19 protein-coding genes and 1 tRNA gene are annotated in these 17,112 nt (G+C 33.9%); 13 read left to right on the plus strand and 7 right to left on the minus strand.

Translation table 11 applies throughout. From position 1 onward, the window contains the following. Position 1: 1 nt before the first annotated feature. Positions 2-439: a hypothetical protein gene (locus tag X926_RS03015; RefSeq protein WP_103064939.1), complete on the minus strand. Its 438-nt coding sequence runs from the start codon at positions 437-439 to the stop codon at positions 2-4. Positions 440-629: 190 nt separating this feature from the next. Here X926_RS03015 and X926_RS03020 point away from each other — a divergent pair, with 190 nt between their 5' ends. After that, positions 630-2,222, plus strand: coding sequence for a DEAD/DEAH box helicase (locus X926_RS03020; RefSeq protein WP_103064940.1), 1,593 nt, complete (start codon positions 630-632; stop codon positions 2,220-2,222). Positions 2,223-2,254: 32 nt separating this feature from the next. Here X926_RS03020 and X926_RS03025 read toward each other — a convergent pair whose 3' ends face one another. From X926_RS03025 to X926_RS03035, 3 genes are read right to left on the minus strand one after another with little or no spacing between them, the layout of a single operon-like run. Continuing rightward, complete coding sequence (locus X926_RS03025) at positions 2,255-3,394, minus strand: NADP-dependent malic enzyme (protein ID WP_103064941.1); 1,140 nt, start codon at positions 3,392-3,394, stop codon at positions 2,255-2,257. Between the two features lie 19 nt (positions 3,395-3,413). Next, the gene (locus tag X926_RS03030) at positions 3,414-3,911 is read right to left on the minus strand and encodes a FumA C-terminus/TtdB family hydratase beta subunit (protein ID WP_103064942.1); all 498 of its coding nucleotides are present in this window, start codon (positions 3,909-3,911) and stop codon (positions 3,414-3,416) included. Beyond that, entirely contained in the window at positions 3,898-4,719 is an 822-nt protein-coding gene (locus tag X926_RS03035) for a fumarate hydratase (protein WP_103064943.1), read from the minus strand. Before X926_RS03035 ends, X926_RS03030 begins: the two co-directional genes overlap by 14 nt. A 309-nt stretch (positions 4,720-5,028) precedes the next feature. Here X926_RS03035 and wrbA point away from each other — a divergent pair, with 309 nt between their 5' ends. From wrbA to X926_RS03060, 5 genes are all read left to right on the plus strand, one after another. After that, positions 5,029-5,643, plus strand: coding sequence for an NAD(P)H:quinone oxidoreductase (gene wrbA, locus X926_RS03040; RefSeq protein ID WP_103064944.1), 615 nt, complete (start codon positions 5,029-5,031; stop codon positions 5,641-5,643). A gap of 195 nt (positions 5,644-5,838) precedes the next feature. Next, entirely contained in the window at positions 5,839-6,492 is a 654-nt protein-coding gene (locus X926_RS03045; protein ID WP_103064945.1) for a winged helix-turn-helix transcriptional regulator, read from the plus strand. Continuing rightward, positions 6,489-7,655, plus strand: a complete 1,167-nt coding sequence (locus X926_RS03050; RefSeq protein WP_103064946.1) for a DegT/DnrJ/EryC1/StrS aminotransferase family protein — start codon at positions 6,489-6,491, stop codon at positions 7,653-7,655. The genes X926_RS03045 and X926_RS03050 overlap by 4 nt, the downstream gene beginning before the upstream one ends. Positions 7,656-7,705: 50 nt before the next feature. Further along, a complete protein-coding gene (locus tag X926_RS03055; RefSeq protein WP_103064947.1) occupies positions 7,706-9,013 on the plus strand; it encodes a nucleotide sugar dehydrogenase in 1,308 nt (435 codons plus the stop codon). A gap of 25 nt (positions 9,014-9,038) precedes the next feature. Further along, positions 9,039-10,121 carry a Gfo/Idh/MocA family protein gene (locus X926_RS03060; protein ID WP_103064948.1) on the plus strand — a complete coding sequence of 361 codons (1,083 nt, stop codon included), beginning with the start codon at positions 9,039-9,041 and terminating at the stop codon, positions 10,119-10,121. Between the two features lie 36 nt (positions 10,122-10,157). Here X926_RS03060 and X926_RS03065 read toward each other — a convergent pair whose 3' ends face one another. The 3 genes from X926_RS03065 to X926_RS03075 all read right to left on the minus strand — a co-directional run bounded on the left by X926_RS03065 (position 10,158) and on the right by X926_RS03075 (position 12,621). After that, complete coding sequence (locus tag X926_RS03065; RefSeq protein ID WP_103064949.1) at positions 10,158-11,225, minus strand: mandelate racemase/muconate lactonizing enzyme family protein; 1,068 nt, start codon at positions 11,223-11,225, stop codon at positions 10,158-10,160. A gap of 22 nt (positions 11,226-11,247) precedes the next feature. Further along, positions 11,248-12,378: a beta-aspartyl-peptidase gene (gene iadA / locus X926_RS03070; protein ID WP_103064950.1), complete on the minus strand. Its 1,131-nt coding sequence runs from the start codon at positions 12,376-12,378 to the stop codon at positions 11,248-11,250. A gap of 167 nt (positions 12,379-12,545) precedes the next feature. Continuing rightward, positions 12,546-12,621 (minus strand) — tRNA-Pro (locus tag X926_RS03075). 239 nt (positions 12,622-12,860) lie between these two features. Between X926_RS03075 and X926_RS03080 the strand changes: the two genes are divergently transcribed. The 7 genes from X926_RS03080 to X926_RS03110 all read left to right on the plus strand — a co-directional run bounded on the left by X926_RS03080 (position 12,861) and on the right by X926_RS03110 (position 17,089). Continuing rightward, a complete protein-coding gene (locus tag X926_RS03080; protein ID WP_103064951.1) occupies positions 12,861-13,319 on the plus strand; it encodes a ferrous iron transport protein A in 459 nt (152 codons plus the stop codon). A 3-nt stretch (positions 13,320-13,322) separates the two neighbouring features. Then, positions 13,323-13,574, plus strand: coding sequence for a hypothetical protein (locus X926_RS03085; protein WP_103064952.1), 252 nt, complete (start codon positions 13,323-13,325; stop codon positions 13,572-13,574). Between the two features lie 17 nt (positions 13,575-13,591). Further along, on the plus strand, positions 13,592-15,601 hold the full coding sequence (gene feoB, locus X926_RS03090) for a ferrous iron transport protein B (RefSeq protein ID WP_103064953.1): 2,010 nt from the start codon (positions 13,592-13,594) through the stop codon (positions 15,599-15,601). After that, a complete protein-coding gene (locus tag X926_RS03095; protein WP_103064954.1) occupies positions 15,598-15,975 on the plus strand; it encodes a hypothetical protein in 378 nt (125 codons plus the stop codon). The genes feoB and X926_RS03095 overlap by 4 nt, the downstream gene beginning before the upstream one ends. Further along, the gene (locus X926_RS03100) at positions 15,976-16,416 is read left to right on the plus strand and encodes a GatB/YqeY domain-containing protein (RefSeq protein WP_103064955.1); all 441 of its coding nucleotides are present in this window, start codon (positions 15,976-15,978) and stop codon (positions 16,414-16,416) included. A gap of 61 nt (positions 16,417-16,477) precedes the next feature. Continuing rightward, positions 16,478-16,834 carry a (Fe-S)-binding protein gene (locus tag X926_RS03105; RefSeq protein ID WP_103064956.1) on the plus strand — a complete coding sequence of 119 codons (357 nt, stop codon included), beginning with the start codon at positions 16,478-16,480 and terminating at the stop codon, positions 16,832-16,834. Between the two features lie 15 nt (positions 16,835-16,849). After that, positions 16,850-17,089, plus strand: coding sequence for a hypothetical protein (locus tag X926_RS03110; protein ID WP_103064957.1), 240 nt, complete (start codon positions 16,850-16,852; stop codon positions 17,087-17,089). Positions 17,090-17,112: the final 23 nt, after the last annotated feature.

Here is a 17,112-nt window from a genome sequence, read left to right on the forward strand (position 1 = left end):
TCTACCAGCTTTCTATTTCGTTTCTCACTTCATCGAAGTTGTATTCAAATTTGTAAGTCCTATTTTCTCTTTCGTTCCCAAAGAAATCCTTCTCTATATAATCATAGTTGCCAAGGTTATATTTGTATTCTATTTCAGTATTTGGAGGCATTCTTAGAGTCAATTGGTAGGTTCCATCATCCATTTTTTCAAACCTGTAATTTTCATCTCCCACCAACCAATTGTTGAAGTTTCCCATCATATAAATTGAAGCATCTTCTGGAACGGAAGTGATTATAAAAGTGACCTCGAACAAATTTTCATCTTCTTCTGAAAATGAAGGTATTTCTGGGGCTGTTGTAGGAGATGGCTGAGCTGTTGTCGAGGCTTTTTGTGAAGAAAAACCAAAAAGCAAAAGAATTATTGCAAATGGAAGGAGGATTTCTAAAAATCCTTTCAACTCTTTTTCACCTCTTTCATGTTGTAACTCTGTTTTCAGTTAATTATATCATATTTATTATCTTAATTCACATAAAGATTTTTAAGGTAATTGTTATTTAAATTCTTAAACAAATATCATTTGTTCACGAAACTTATGGTATAATCTAAAAGGTTATTTTGGCCCAAAAAAATAAAAAAGGAGTAAAAACATGACAAAATTTCAACAAATGGGCCTTTCTGATAACATACTCAGCGCGATTGATAGAAAAGGGTACGAAGAACCAACTCCTATCCAAGAAAAGGTTATCCCCCTTCTTTTATCTGGTAAGAATAATGTAATCGGTCAGGCTCAAACTGGTACAGGAAAAACTGCAGCATTTGGTATACCTCTAATTGAAAGATTAGACGAAAAAGCAAACGACGTTCAAGCTTTAGTATTAACACCCACGAGAGAGTTAGCTTTGCAGGTTTGTAACGAAATCGACTCATTGAAAGGAAACAAAAGATTGAATCTTCTTCCTGTGTATGGAGGGGTCTCAATTGGAAATCAAATTAGAGCCCTTAAGAGAAGAGTAGATTTAGTAGTAGGTACACCTGGAAGAATAATAGACCATTTGAACAGAGGTACTTTAGATATTACTAAAATCAAGTATTTAGTCATTGATGAAGCCGATGAAATGTTAGATATGGGTTTTATAGAAGATGTGGAGATGATTCTCTCAAAAACTAATAAAGAAAAGCAGATTTTGATGTTTTCAGCCACGATGCCTCAAAGGATTGTTACCCTCGCTAGAAAGCATATGGGGAATTTTGAAACGGTAACAACAGTTCAAGAAAACAAAGAGGACATAACTGTAAAGAAGGCAAAACAAATTTATTACATGATTTCTGAGTCTAATAAAATAGAACTTTTGAGTAGGCTTATAGATATAGACACTAATTTTTACGGTCTTGTATTTACTAAAACAAAAGTCCAATCAGAAGAAATTGCAAATGAATTAATCAAAAAAGGTTACGAAGCAGAAGCTTTAAATGGAGATGTCTCTCAAAATCAAAGAGAAAGAATAATGGATAGATTTAAGAGCAAACGAATAAAAATTTTAATATCCACAGATGTTGCAGCCAGAGGTATAGATATAGACAATCTTAAATACGTGATCAATTATTCTCTTCCACAAAATCCAGAAAATTACATACACCGTATAGGAAGAACTGCGAGGGCTGGAAATGAGGGTACAGCTATTACTTTTGTCACACCGAGCGAGTATAGAAAATTTATGTTCATCAAGCATTCCTCAAAAGCCTTAATAGAAGAAGCTAAAATACCACAAGCCAAAGATATTGTTAACGCAAAAGTTGAAAAAATAAAAGATGAGATCATATCTAATCTTTCCAAAGATATAGATCCTATTTACGAAATCTTGGCAGAAACAATCTTAGAGGAAACTGACCAAGAGCCGAGTCAAATAATTTCTTCTATTTTAAAGTATTTTTACGGTGGAATCTTGAAAGAAGAAAATTATAGCAAAATAAAAGAAGTTAAAAACTCTTCAAAAAGAAAGGACCAAAGGTTATTTGTTGCATTAGGTAGTTTAAGTAAAATGACACCAAGAAAACTTGCTGAATTCATAGAAAAGGAAACTGGTGTAAATAGAAAAAAAATAAAAGATATACAAATAATGGATAAATTTTCTTTTGTGACAGTTCCTTCCGAACAAGCTGAAGCAATAATAGAGATCTTTAAGCAAAAATCAAATAGAAAAAGACCACTAGTAGTACAAGCTAAGTCCAAAAGAAATTAGAAAGTGAAGTCACAAATGGATTATGGGAACAATTAGTTCGAACTAGAAGCATTTTTAACCGCTTCGTATACGTTCAAATGTAATCTTTTATCATAAGCTTCGGGTAAAATCCTATTAGGAGTAGGAATACATGAATTTGAAATTGCGAGTATTGCAGAATGGAGCATTTTTTTAGTTATTTTTGATTTTTCCTCTATCGCTCCTTTCATTATTCCAGGAAAGGCTATGAGATTGTTGATTTGGTTAGGATAATCTGATCTGCCAGTTGCCACTATACTTGCCCCGAAGCTTTTTGCTAATATTGGATCTATTTCCGGTAAAGGGTTGGCAAGTGCAAATATTATAGGATTTTTATTCATTTTTTTTACCATCTCTTCATTCAAAATATTACCCTTGGATACCCCTACAAACACATCCGCACCAAAAAGAGCAACTGAGAGATTCCCGGTTATATTTTCTGGATTCGTTATCTTTGCTAATTCTTCGTGATATTCATGCAAACAACTTTCTGGAACATTTTTATTCAACACCCCATTCTTGTCAACTAAAACAAGATTTATGACCCCAAAATCCATCAAAAACTTGGCTATATTGTATCCCGCTGCCCCTATACCGTTAATAACAACTTTAATATTTTTTGCTTCTTTGCCCGTTAATTTCAATGCATTCAACAATCCTGCCGTGACTACTACAGCAGTTCCCTGCTGGTCATCATGAAAAACTGGAATATTCATTGTTTTATTCAATTCTTCTAATATTCGAAAACATCTAGGAGCAGAGATGTCTTCTAAGTTTATACCTCCAAACGAAGGTTCTAAGTTCTTCACAATAGAAACAATTTCTTCTGGATCTTGTGTATTCAGGCAAATTGGAAAGGCATCAAGCTGGCCAAAAAGATTAAACAACAAGGCTTTACCTTCCATAACGGGAAGCGCACCATATGGACCTATGTTACCGAGACCTAATACGGCACTTCCGTCTGAAATGATACCAACGGTGTTCCAACGTCTTGTGTATAAAAATGTATTTTCTGGATCTTTAGAGCATTCTTTTGCAACATCTGCTACCCCAGGAGTGTATAGTAGGGATAACGATTCTTCGTTCAAATTGTCAACATTTGAAATTGTCCTGATTTTTCCCTTGAGTATTTTGTGTAATTCTTTTGCGTCCAAGATTAACTCTCCTTAAAAGTTAGAATATCTGACTGCCGTTTGTATCTATTGCCACCATTAAAGGAAAATCCTCCACGTTTATGTTGTAAATAGCTTCGGGGCCTAATTCTGGGAAGGCTAGAATCTTTATATCCTTCACACACTTAGAAAGGTACGCAGCTGCACCACTTGGAGTTATAAAATAAACTCGCTTGTATTTTATACATAACTTTACTGCCAAATCACTTCTTTTTCCCTTTCCAACAGTTCCTAGCACACTTAATTTAAAGATCATTTCAAGATATTTATCCATTCTTTCACTCGTTGTCGGACCTATAGCACCTATCTTAGAGTTCTTTGGAGGATTCGCAGGGCCTGCATAAAATACAATTTTTTCGTTTAAATCTACAGGAAGCTGAGAATTTTTTGAAAGTAATTCTAAAAGTTTTTGGTGGGCAGCATCCCTCATAACTATCAATTCGCCTGTGTATTGTAAGAGTTCTCCGATTCTTAATTTTTCAATTTCATCTATCTTCAAATTTTATCACACCTTTTCTACAAAGGTAACAATCTAAAGAAACCCCAACCGGAAGTGTTGCAATATGGGTGGGAGCATATTCTACATGTACAGAAAAAACCGAAACCCCTTCTTTTAGTCCTTGAAATCCTATTTTTAAAGTATTTAAATCTTTCAAAAGCGCTTCCTCAAAATCCGCATATACAGGGTTTTGATTTCTTTCTTTGAAACTCTTGGTCAATGCTAATTTGGATAAAACCATTGCTTTATCAGAAGTTCCACCTATTCCTATTCCAACATGTAAAGGCGGACAACCTTTTGCTCCGTTTTCTTTCACATGCCCAATTATTACATCTTTTAATTCTTGGACCCCGATTGATGGCTTTAACATGAACAAGGCTGAGAGATTTTCACTTCCCCCGCCTTTCACCAAAAATTTGATCTCTAAACTCTTCCCAGAGACTTGGAATATGTGTACCACAGGTGGAGTGTTGTTTTTAGTGTTTTTTCTTTCAAAAAGGGGATCACTCACCAGTGAAAATCGGAAGGGATTTTCCGTATATACCTTTTCAACCACCTCATTTAAAGTGGAAAATATAGGTTCTTCAAGTATAACTTCGTTTCCTAAAAAGACAAAGAATTCAACAATACCTGTATCTTGACAGAGGGGTAATTTTTCAGCTTCTGCAATTTTATAATTTTCTTTTAGCGCTTGAGAAAATGGACCATTGTATCCGTCAAGATAAGTTTTTACTTCTGGATTTATCGTTTCATTTGTCTTTACTATATGGTTCGACAACTTTTCTAATATTTCACGCTTATATATCATCTCAAACTCCTTTTTTATAATCGATTACTCTCTTTAGAAATTCTAATTGTTTAATCTCTAAAGCTTCTATATTATCGTCTATTTTTCCATTTTTTTGAAATTTTAGCAAAAAAATGAAAAATTAAGAATTTTTAAGCTTTTAATTCCTAATCGCCTCTAATCGACTTTAACAATGCGACATCTAATATGATCTAAGGCAATGAAATGCTAACGTGAAATGGCAGATTTATAATATTATTCAAATCTTGTTAATAAATTACTTGTATAATAAAAGGGACTAAATTTATCCTAATTGAAGGAGGACTTTAGATGGCAAAAGTCAACGTTATATTCTACAGTATGTATGGCCATATCTATCAAATGGCTAAAGCCGAAGCGGAAGGCGCAAAAGAAGTAGAAGGAACGAATGTTGAGATCTACCGAGTCCCTGAAACCGTTCCTGAAGATATTCTAATCCAATCTGGAGCTAAAAACGCACAAGAACAATTTTCACATATTCCAATAGCAAATATGGATTCTCTAGTTGAAGCTGATGCGATAATTTTTGGTACTCCCACCAGATTTGGCATGATGGCGGCGCAAATGAGGCAATTCCTTGATACAACAGGTCCACTTTGGGCAAAGGGAAGTTTGGTTGGAAAAATAGGTAGTGTCTTTACTTCTACTAGTACTCAACATGGGGGTCATGAATCTACTATTTTAAATTTTCATACAACGTTATTGCACCATGGAATGATTATTGTTGGAATTCCCTTTACTGAGCCAGATCTGAGCGATGTATCGAATATTCATGGGGGTTCACCGTATGGCGCCTCGGCAATTATCACCCAGAGCGATGAAAATAGACCTAATGAAATAGAACTTAGTATTGCCAAAAGTCAGGGAAGAAGAGTAGCTGAAATAGCAAAAAAGCTTTTTGGTTGATATTTTGGAGAATAAACTCAAGGAGTACAATATCGGCTTTAAGAAACTTTTGAAAATTTTTGAAGGCGCACAAATTGTGCGTCTTTATTTTTTTTGAATTTAAAACTTCAATTGACTTTTAAAAAAATAATTGTTATAATTAATTATGATTATTCACTTGGTGTATGAATGAAATGATTAGAGGTGATCTTCCCAATGCTAAATATTCAAAATTACATTTTTTTCAACCCCTCTCCAAACTTTCGAGAAATGATGATCTTAAAGTTAATTTCTCAAGAAAACGATATTTCTCAAGAAACGATGGCGAAAAAAGTAGGGGTTGTCCCATCGATGATAAACAAGTATTTAAAGGATTTTGAAGAGAATGGAAATATTATAAAAAGCGGTGAAAACAAACGTAATATGAGTTATGAACTTACAGAGGCGGGAAAAAAGAGGTTGCAATTTTTAACCCTTAGTTTCGTTGATGAGGTTTCTGAGCTGTACACAGAAACCAAAGACTCCTTCAAAAAAGTTTTTCAAACTCTTAAAAAAGATAATTTAAAGGATATTCTTTTGTATGGTGCAGGGGTTGTTGGAGGGATTGTACTAAAGGTTTTGAAGGATGAAAATATTAATATAATTGGATTTTTGGATGATTCTCCTTCAAAGCAAGGAGATAAGCTTCAAGGAATAGATATTTACCCGCCGGAAAAAGCCAAAGAGTTAACCTATGATGCCCTCATAATAGCTTCGTTCAGGAAGTCAGAAAAAATATTGGAAAAGGCAACGGAAAGAAATTTGGAAAAATTGTACGTTTTTAAGATAGATGAGGAAGGCAATATTTCTTTGGAGGGGGATATGAAATGAAAGATAAGATGGAGGTTCCTCTTTTTGATTTAACAAGGCAATATGAAAAATTGAGAAAAGATGTTCTGAAGAAGTTGGATGCTGTTTTCACTTCTGGAAACGTGGTTATGGGAAGTAATGTAAAAGCCTTAGAAGAGGAAATTGCGAAGTATATAAACGTAAAGTATGCTATCGGTGTTGCCAATGGTTCTGATGCCCTAAGAATATCGGTTCAAGCTCTGGGTATAAAAGAAGGGGATTATGTCATCACCACACCATATACTTTTTTTGCAACTGCAAGTGCAATTGTACTGAATGGAGCCACTCCTATATTCGTGGATGTAGAAGATAAATACTACAACCTTGATTTGGATAAAGTCGAAGATTTGCTTGAAAATCATCCGGAAAAAGAAAAAATTAAAGCAATTATTCCTGTACACCTTTTTGGAAAAACCGTTGATTTAGAGAGATTGGAAAAAATAAGAGAGAATTACAACGTAAAAATCATAGAAGATGCCGCTCAATCTATTGGGTCTGTATGGCAGTATAAGAATGGCGAAAGAAAATTTAGTGGTAGTATAGGAGATTTGGGTATTTTTTCTTTCTTCCCAACAAAAAATCTGGGTGGTTATGGTGATGGTGGAATGGTTGTTACAAACGACGCGGATTTGGCAGATAGGGTCAGAAAACTAAGAGTCCATGGTGCAGCAAAAAAATATTATCACGATGAAGTTGGTTACAATTCAAGATTAGACGAAGTTCAAGCCTCAATATTGAGAATAAAACTAAACAATTTAGATGAATACATTGATAAAAGAATAAAAAAGGCAAAAAATTATGAAGAATTATTTGAATTACATAACCTCAACGAAGATTTAAGTTATCCTGCTTATTTTAATGATAGAACCCATGTTTATCACCAATACGTTGTTACTTTGAATAACCCCAAAGATAGGGATAAATTGAAGAAATTTTTAGAAAATAAAGGCGTTGGAACATCGATATACTATCCCCTGGGTTTGCACCTTCAAAAGTGTTTTGAGAACTTGGGTTATAAAGAAGGGAACTTCCCTGTAGCTGAAAAGGCATCTAAATCGACGATAGCTTTGCCGATGTTTCCAGAGCTCACCAAAAAAGAGCAGGAATACGTAGTTAAATGTATTAAAGAGTTTTTTTCAAAATAGTTTTAGAATTCATAAAAACAGTGTTATTTTAGAAAGGGGAGGACTGAAAAATGGCATTACTAGACAAAATAAAAGATAAAACGGCAAAGGTAGGGGTAATAGGTTTAGGTTATGTGGGTTTACCTCTTGCGGTAGAAAAGGCAAAGGCAGGGTACCATGTTTTAGGGTTCGATATTCAAAAAGAAAAGGTTGAAAAGGTCAACAAAGGAATAAATTATATTGGAGATATTGTAAATTCAGAGTTAGAAAAGCTAGTTGAAGATGGTTATCTAAGCGCCACAACTGATTATGATAGAATAAGGGAATGCGATTGTGTTATGATATGTGTTCCAACTCCTTTGAATAAATACAAACAACCTGATTTAAGTTTTGTTGTTGATTCAACAAAAGAGGTAGCAAAAAGGCTTCACCCAGAAATGTTGATTGTTTTAGAAAGCACTACATATCCAGGAACCACCGAAGAAGTAATTCTGCCATTATTACAAGAATATGGGTTTAAGGTTGGAAAAGATTTTTATTTAGCTTTTAGCCCAGAGAGGGTAGATCCAGGAAATTTGATTTACAAGACCAAAAATACACCAAAAGTAGTCGGTGGAGTTACCGAAAAATGTACTTTACATGCAAAAACCCTCTATGAAAACGTATTAAACGCTGGTGTTTTCACCGTATCGTCCCCTAAGGAAGCAGAGATGTCAAAAATTCTGGAAAATACCTTTAGAATAGTGAATATTGGTCTCATCAATGAAATGGCTATTTTAGCAAAGAAAATGGGAATAAATATCTGGCAGGTAATAGACGCAGCTGCTACAAAGCCTTTTGGGTTCATGCCTTTTTATCCCGGACCAGGTGTGGGCGGCCATTGTATTCCAATAGATCCTTTTTATTTAACGTATAAAGCTAGAGAGTTTGACTATCACACAAGGATAATAGAATTGGCAGGGGAAATAAACGATTATATGCCCGAGTACGTAATCGAAAGACTAATGGACATTTTAAACGAAAATAAAAAGTGTTTGAATGGTTCCAAAATATTGATGTTAGGGGTGAGTTATAAAAACGATATCGACGATTTAAGAGAGTCTCCTGCGTTGAAAATTCTGGAGCTTTTAGAAAAAAAGGGAGCAGAAGTGAAAATTCATGATCCTTATATAAAAAATTTTTCTCACAAAGGAATAGAGTATAAAACGGTAGATTTAACAAAAGAATTGTTAGAGGAATCAGATGCGGTCTTAATTACTACCGGACATAAAAAGGTGGATTACAATTTTGTTTTGGAAAATGCCGATATAGTTTTTGATACAAAAAATATCACAAAAGGACTTAGAGAGAAGTATCCAGAAAAAGTTTCTCTATTATAAAAAGTTTAAAAGTAGGTGATATTCCGTGCTTAAATTGGCTGTAATAGGTTGTGGAAGAATTGCTCAAAAAAAACACACAGAAGCGATCATAAAAAATTCTGATATTATTGAAAACGTGGCTGTTTGCGATTTAAAAGAAGAAAGAGCAAAACAATTTGCCAGTAAGGTAGAAAATTCTGGATTAAACAAACCAGAAATATACACGGATTACAGTAAATTGTTGAAAAGAACCGATATAGATGCCGTGGCAATAGCCACCGAAAGTGGAAATCACTATGAAATCACCATGGAAGCCCTGCAAAACAACAAACATGTGTTAGTGGAAAAACCAATGGCCCTATCAACAAAACATATGAACGAGATGATAGAGTTTGCAAAAAGGAAAAATTTAAAGTTAGGTGTTTGTTTTCAAAATCGCTTCAACCCACCTATACAAGAATTAAGAAAAAAAATTACAACAAATTCATTTGGAAGGATTCTCCACGGTCAAGCTTCCATTAGGTGGAATAGAAACGAAGAATATTATAAGCAAGCAAAATGGAGGGGAACTTGGGAATACGACGGGGGCACGTTGATGAACCAATGTACGCACAATATAGACTTGTTATTGTGGAATATGGGCTCTGAAATAGATGAAATATACGGTGTTATTAAGAACTTCACGCATCCTTATATAGAAGCCGAGGATTTTGGAGGAGCAATAATAAAATTTAAAAACGGTTCCGTAGGAATTATAGAAGGATCAGCAAATATATATCCAAAAAACTTAGAAGAAACTCTATCGATATTTGGGGAAAAAGGCACAGTGGTTATCGGTGGTTTAGCGGTGAATAAGATAAAATATTGGAGATTTGAAGGAGAAGATGGACATCCATTTCAAAATCTCCCAGATCCTGATACGGTTTATGGAAGTGGGCATATTCCACTGTACCGAGATTTTTATCAATCGATAAAAGAAGATCGAGATCCCTTTATTAACGGTGACGAAGGGAAAAAGGCTGTAGAAGCTGTTTTAGGAATTTACAAGTCTGCCCTTTTGGACAGACCTGTGAAATTTCCAATCGATTTTTCAACGATAGAAATGAAGGGGGATATAAAGTCAATCTAGATCTTGTCACAATCAAGATCTACCCCTTCTTCTTTTTCACATATTGATTTCTATTCCTAAACCAGGTTTGTCCAAAAGAATTATTGTATCTCCTTTTACTTCAAATCCTCCTTTTATTCCTTCGAATTCTTCATAATACATGAAAGAATCTAAATCAGCATCTGTTATATTTCTCTTAGCTGCAACTAAGCTTGCACCCGCAGTAAGGGCCACCTTTGTTTCTACCATACATCCAACCATACAATTAATTCCAGCAGATTCTGCAATTGTGTTAATCTTTTCAACTTCGTAAAGCCCTCCACTTTTCATCAGTTTTATGTTGATCATATCGGCACTATCTTTTTTCATTGCATGCATTGCATCATGAGCGTTATGAACTGATTCATCTAAAATAATCTTTATATCAGCCTTTTTTCGCAAAAGTGCAGACCCATCAAAATCCCAATCGGCTAACGGCTGCTCAACGGCTTCAACGTTGTAATTTTCTATCATTTTGATTGCGGTTAACGTATCGTGTATATTCCATCCTTGGTTGGCATCTATTTTCAATCTTACGTTATCTCCCACGCTATTCCTTATGAGCCTGATAGCTTCAATGTCGTTTTTAAGATCAACGCCAGTTTTGATTTTTAATATATTAAATCCTTTATCTACGCTCTCTTTAGCTTCGTTTGCCATTTCTTGTGGTGCACCAATCCCTATCGTGATATCTGTTTGTACTTTGTTTTCAAATCCACCAAGGAGCTTATAAAGAGGTTCTTGCATCACTTTCCCTTTTATATCGTAGAGAGCGATATCAACCGCTGCTTTTGCTGCTGTATTTCCTGCAATTGCTTTGTTCAATATATAATGTATTCTTTCTATTGCGAGTGGATCCTGCCCTATTAATATTTCTTTGAATGTTTTAAGAACAAATGTTACACTGTCGATGCTTTCCCCCGTTACCGAACGAGAAGGAGTAGCTTCTCCAAAACCGTAGTATCCTTCATCAGTAGTTATTTTTACAAGCACCGATTCACAATACTCCGTTGCTCCTCGCGAAATAACAAAAGGTTTTTTGAGTTTAATTTTGATTTTTTCAAATTTTAAATCTGTTATTCTCATTTCTCTACCTCCCATTGGATTTTTAAATAGTTCGACCCCTTGCCATAACCTTTTTTATTTCCAGATTACTTTTATCTAAGAACACTATATCTGCATCAAAGTTTTCTTTTATTTGGCCTTTGTTTTCTAATTTAAGAAAATTAGCAGGATTGATAGTGATAACCTTCAAAGCTTCTTCTAAAGGGATATCTTGTTGTAATACACAATCCTTAACCTCTTCAAAGAGTGTAGCTACATCCGCAACTGTTAAACCTAAATAATTCCCTTTGTCATCGAACTGTGGTAAACTCCCCTGTCCATCGGATGAGAATGATATATTGTCAATATTTACCCCATCTTCCAACAAAAGTTTCAAGGCTTTAGATGGTTTTGATGGATCCTCTTTGTCTTTCTTTTTTGACGAACTAGTTGTGAAATCTATCCTTCCACCCATTTCTATAAAATTTTTACATGTTTTAAGAGCTTTTTCTCCCTTGTTCATGTGAGTTGGAAGGAACTGTGTAATAGGTAATTCTGAATTTTCAACAACATCTATCAATATTTGAATAAATTTTTCTCCTCTGCCAACGTGAATATTTACAATGCCTGCCTTTTTTGATAAAATTCCGCCCACTCGAGCTTCTGAAGTCAATCTTATCAGTTCTTCTAAGGTTGGTTGGGAACCTCTATGGTCTGAAATAGCGACTTCTCCAACACCTATTATTTCTTCAATGAAAACCAAATCGTCTATAATTCTGCCGGTAAAAGTTTTTATAGGAAAATGATAAGAACCCGTATACGTGTAGCAGCTTATTCCTTCTTGTTTTAATGCTTTTGCTTTTGCGATTAAGTTTTGCATACTTCGAGTTGCGTTGTCGGTCCCCAAAACACCTACTACGGTAGTAATTCCAGAACTTACTATCTTAGAAGCAAATATCTCTGGGGTTCTTGTGCTGTATCCCCCTTCTCCACCTCCTCCTGTTATATGAACGTGAGAGTCTATAAAACCTGGAACTACTATATAATCCTCAGCATCGATAATCTCAACTTTAAGATTAGAATTTAATTCTATCGAATCGACTAGTTCTAAGATTTTTTCTCCACCAATTAATATATCTTTTTTCCCTAAAGCTTTCGGTGAGTAAACCGTTGCATTCTTTATGAGGGTAAGCAAAATTCTTCTTCTCCTTTTTTATGATTACAATTTTTATTTCAATCATGCCATAGAAATATTATAAAGTCAAGTTAACGCATTCTACCAATAATTTTTAAATAAAAAACAAAAAGCTCAAAAATCCGAAAAAAGATTTTTGAGCTTTCAAAGAAAGAAGAGTTTGGTAATGGTCGGGACGACTGGACTTGAACCAGCGACCTTTGGTTCCCGAAACCAACGCGCTACCAACTGCGCTACGCCCCGAATTCTTATTATTCCATAATTGATTTTATCATATTTTTGAATCGAAGTGAAGACTAATAAAAAAATTGAGAAATAATAAATTGTCTAATAATATAAGTGAAGTTGCTACAAACCATATATCCGTATATAATTTAACTCTTGCGTTATAATAATTCATTTTATTGTTAATTTTAGGCACAACTAACTCTTTTAAAAAATGTTATAATTGATATGAAATAATTGAAAGAGGTGATTATAATTTGCTAATTCCTTTACACAACCTGTTTATTGGACAAAAGGGAAAGATAGTGAGTTTAAACATTGAAGGAGAAAGTACTAAAAATCGTCTTATCGCAATGGGAATTACTCCAGGTAAATTTATAGAATTAGCCCATGTTTCTCCTTTTGGGGATCCTTTAGTATTTAAAATTGGAGAAAAAAAAGTAGTTTTAAGAAGGAGCGAAGCTTCTAGGATCATTGTAGATGTTCCTTACAAAGTATTCAACCTTTTGGAAAGTGAAATTGGAAAATATGAAATTATCGATATTAAAGGCGGAAGGAATTTTGTAGAAGAAATGAGAAGTATGGGGTTGTATAAAGGAGTTAATATCAATTTAGTTAATAAGCTTGGAAATAGAATAATTATAGAGGTTGACGGGAAAAAATACGAATTGGGCAGGGGAAGAGCTTCCAAGATATTTTGTAAAAAGGTGGAATAATTAATGAATATATCGCTTATAGAAGAATACGTAAGAAATAATAAAGAAGTAGATATTTTGGAATTAAAAGAGAAATTTCACTTAAATGAAAGTGAATTGAAAATTTTGATCCCTTTCTTAAAGATCATGGATGTTGAAATTGAAAAAATAAATAAAATAGAACCTGTATGTAAAAGTTGTCCGTTGTCAGATAAATGTGGAAAAGGCCTGTTAAATAACTGTTATTATAATAATAACTCTACAAAACAAATTTAATACAGGGAGGAGCTTGAATGAGCAAGGATACCCTCAAAGATAACGTTGAAACCGTTGACAAGGAAGCTGAGATTTCAATAATTGGAAATCCTAACGTTGGAAAGACTTCTCTATTCAACCTTTTAACGGGCACAAAACAATATGTTGCCAATTGGCCAGGGGTTACAGTAGAGAAGAAAATAGGAAGTTTTAAGTATAAAGGTAAAACCTTTAAATTAGTTGATCTTCCAGGTGTTTACACCCTTTCAGCTAAAAGTGAAGATGAAAGAGTTGCTAAAGATTACTTAATAAGTAATACTTCAGAGATAGTAATTGTCGTAGCAGATGCCTTGAACTTGGAAAGTTCTATGTTTTTATTGTTTCAACTTATAGAAATAGGCGTGAAGACTATTTTGGTTATAAACTCCGTAGATGAAGCTCGAGAAAAAGGGAGAATCATCGATCCATCCCCTATTTCCAAAACTTTAAACATCCCTGTCATATTGACTTCCGCCAAGACAGGTGAAGGTAAGGAAGAACTTTTAGAAGAAGCATATAAGCTTTCAAAAGAAAAAAATCTTACAAAAAAGAAAATAATGTATCCAGAAGAAATAGAGAATTTTATCAATTTTTTTCAAGACAAAGTTTCAAAGTATCCTAAAATAAGTTCAAAATATCAAAATTATATAGATAGTAGTTGGTTACCAATATATTTTTTAGAGTTTGGAAGTGAAGATTTAGAACTTCCCCAAGATTTTTTGACTGAGTTAAAAGAAAATTTTGATATAGAAGATCTTAAAAACAAATATTTAAATTGGAAGTTTAATTTCATTTCTTATCTAGTTAGTTCTTCGATAATAAAAGAGGGTATAGACTGGTCTTTGAGAGATATTTTAGACCACGTTTTTACACATAAGATTTTGGGAATATTGATATATGTTTTTGCTTTGTTTGCAGTGTTTTCTCTAACATTCAGCCTCGCTCAACCGTTATCGGATTTGCTGGATTCGGCTTTTACTTTTTTGGGTAATTCTATCAGCGAATTTGTAACTATTCCTTGGTTGGAATCACTACTAGTTGATGGGGTTATAGCTGGCGTTGGTGGTGTTTTAGTTTTTATTCCACAGATTTTTATCTTATTTTTCTTCTTAGGATTCTTGGAAGAATCGGGATATTTACCAAGGGCGGCCTTTTTAGTTGACAGAATTGCCAGGAATTTTGGATTAAGTGGTAGATCTTTTATGTCTATTATTTTAGGTTTTGGTTGTAACGTTCCAGCCATTATCTCTACTAAAACGATTGCCAATAAAAAAGAAAGATTGGCTTTAATTCTTAGCCTTCCCTTTGCATCGTGTAGTGCAAGGTTACCCGTTTACATTCTTTTAATAAGTGCATTCTTTTCAACACATGCAGCCACTATAATGCTGCTAGTCTATTTATCGAGTATAGCGTTAGTCTTAATATCCTCAAAATTTTTACAAAGATTCATTACCCAATCAGAAGATATCCCCTTCATCATAGAACTGCCGAGGTTTAGGATGCCTACTTTAAAAAATTTATCCATTTATACATGGAACAGAGGAAAGCACTTTTTACAAAAAGCTGGAGGCATAATTTTAATAGCCACCGTACTAATTTGGCTTTTATCTTTCTTCCCTAATTTTGGAACAGATATAAACAGTAGTTTTGCCGCTTCTATAGGGAGAGTGTTTGAACCTTTAACCAATCACTTGGGATGGGATTGGAGAATAAACACCGGCTTGATTTTTGGTGTCGCTGCAAAAGAAATAGTTGTGTCTTCCTATGCCACAATTTTTAATGTTGGAGAAGGCTCTTTAACCTATGCCTTACAAAATGCATTAACCCCAGCATCTGCTTTAGCACTCATATTCTTCGTTATGGCTTATATTCCTTGTTTTGCAACGTTAGCCACGATTAAAGCGGAGACAAATGGGTGGAAATGGGCTATTTTTAGTTTTATTTACACCACTGTCGTTGCTTATCTTATAGCTAATTTGGTGTTTTTTGTGGGAGGTATTTTCCTATGAAGCACAAAAACTTGACACTTTCTTTGATAGCAATATTATCGATTATTTTCATGTTGCTAAATATACAGAAAAACTTTTTCTACGTCTTTTCTTTTTTTGTTATATTCTTAATTTCGATCTACGGTTTTTCTAATGATAATAGAATATGGTATCATAAATCTGCTCATATAATAGTTTCTTCTTTTATCGGTCTATTTCTTTTAGCTTATGAAATCTTGGATATTTTGTTCACTATGCTTGCGGGTGAATTTTCTGAAATAAATTTAAATATTTATGTTATAATCTTTGGTATACTAAGCATAATCATATTCTTTTTAGAATTGAGGTATCTAAGAAAAAAAAGAAATGAAGCATTGAATAAGGAGGAACGATAAATGTTAAAAGATATATTAAATAATGATTTAAAAAAATATATGAAAGAAAAAAATACCCTTGCTTTAAATGCGGTTAGATCGATAATATCAGAGATTAAAAATAAAGAGGTTGAAAAAGGTTCTGAATTAACAGAGGAAGAAATAGTCCAGTTGATAAAAAAACAAATAAAAATGAGAGAAGATTCCATTGAACAATTCGAAAAAGCAGATAGGAAAGATCTTGCTGAAAAAGAAAGAAAAGAAGTTGAGATCTTGCAAGAGTACCTTCCTGAGCAGCTTTCTGACGAAGAATTGAGAAAAATAATAGAAGAAACTATAAAGGAAGTTAATGCAACATCAAAAAAAGATTTTGGCAAAGTTATGAAATTAGTAATTCAAAAGGTTCAAGGAAGGGCCGATGGAAAGAAAATAAGTGAAATACTGTCGACACTTTTAAATTAACATATAACTAATATGTGATATAATAATACTAGAAAGAATTTCTTTGGAGGTGTTTTTTGCAGTGCTCACAATAGTTTATTCGGTGTTATTATTAGGGATTTTAGGGTTTGCTTCCGGTACTTTTTTAGCATTTGCTGCAAAAAAATTTGAAGTAAAGGAAGATCCAAGAGAAGCCATTGTTAGAGCGGTATTACCCGGTATAGATTGTGGATCTTGTGGTTATCCTGGATGTTCAGCCTTCGCAAAGGCATTTGTCAAAGGTGAGGTTGGAAAAGACGGTTGTGTTCCTGGCAAATCTCAAGGTGTCCCAGAACTTTTGGAGAAAATATCTAAGATGTCTGTTGACGAATTGAACAAAATATATGAAGAAAGCGGGGAAGACGATTCTAAAATTTTAAAACTACTAAAACAAAATTAAAAAGGGGGGATCAAATTGATCGATCCTATATCCTCTCAACAATACAAGCCCCTTTATCTAAGTAGTTTTGATTATGGAAGTGATCAACTTCCACACACGAGTAGTCAAAACATTAACCAGAGTCCTACAATGTCCAAGGAAGAGATGGAAAAACTTTTATCTTTTGTAATTTACAAACAAACTGGAATTTCGATGAAATTAGTTAGAACCGTTGGTGAATTGTATCAGGGTCAAAATCTAGATGTTTTAACGTAAGTAAAATTTTCATAATTGCGGGC

Origin of the sequence: Petrotoga sp. HWHPT.55.6.3 (genome assembly GCF_002895495.1) — a bacterium.
In the GTDB taxonomy this organism is placed as follows: Bacteria; Thermotogota; Thermotogae; order Petrotogales; family Petrotogaceae; genus Petrotoga; species Petrotoga mobilis.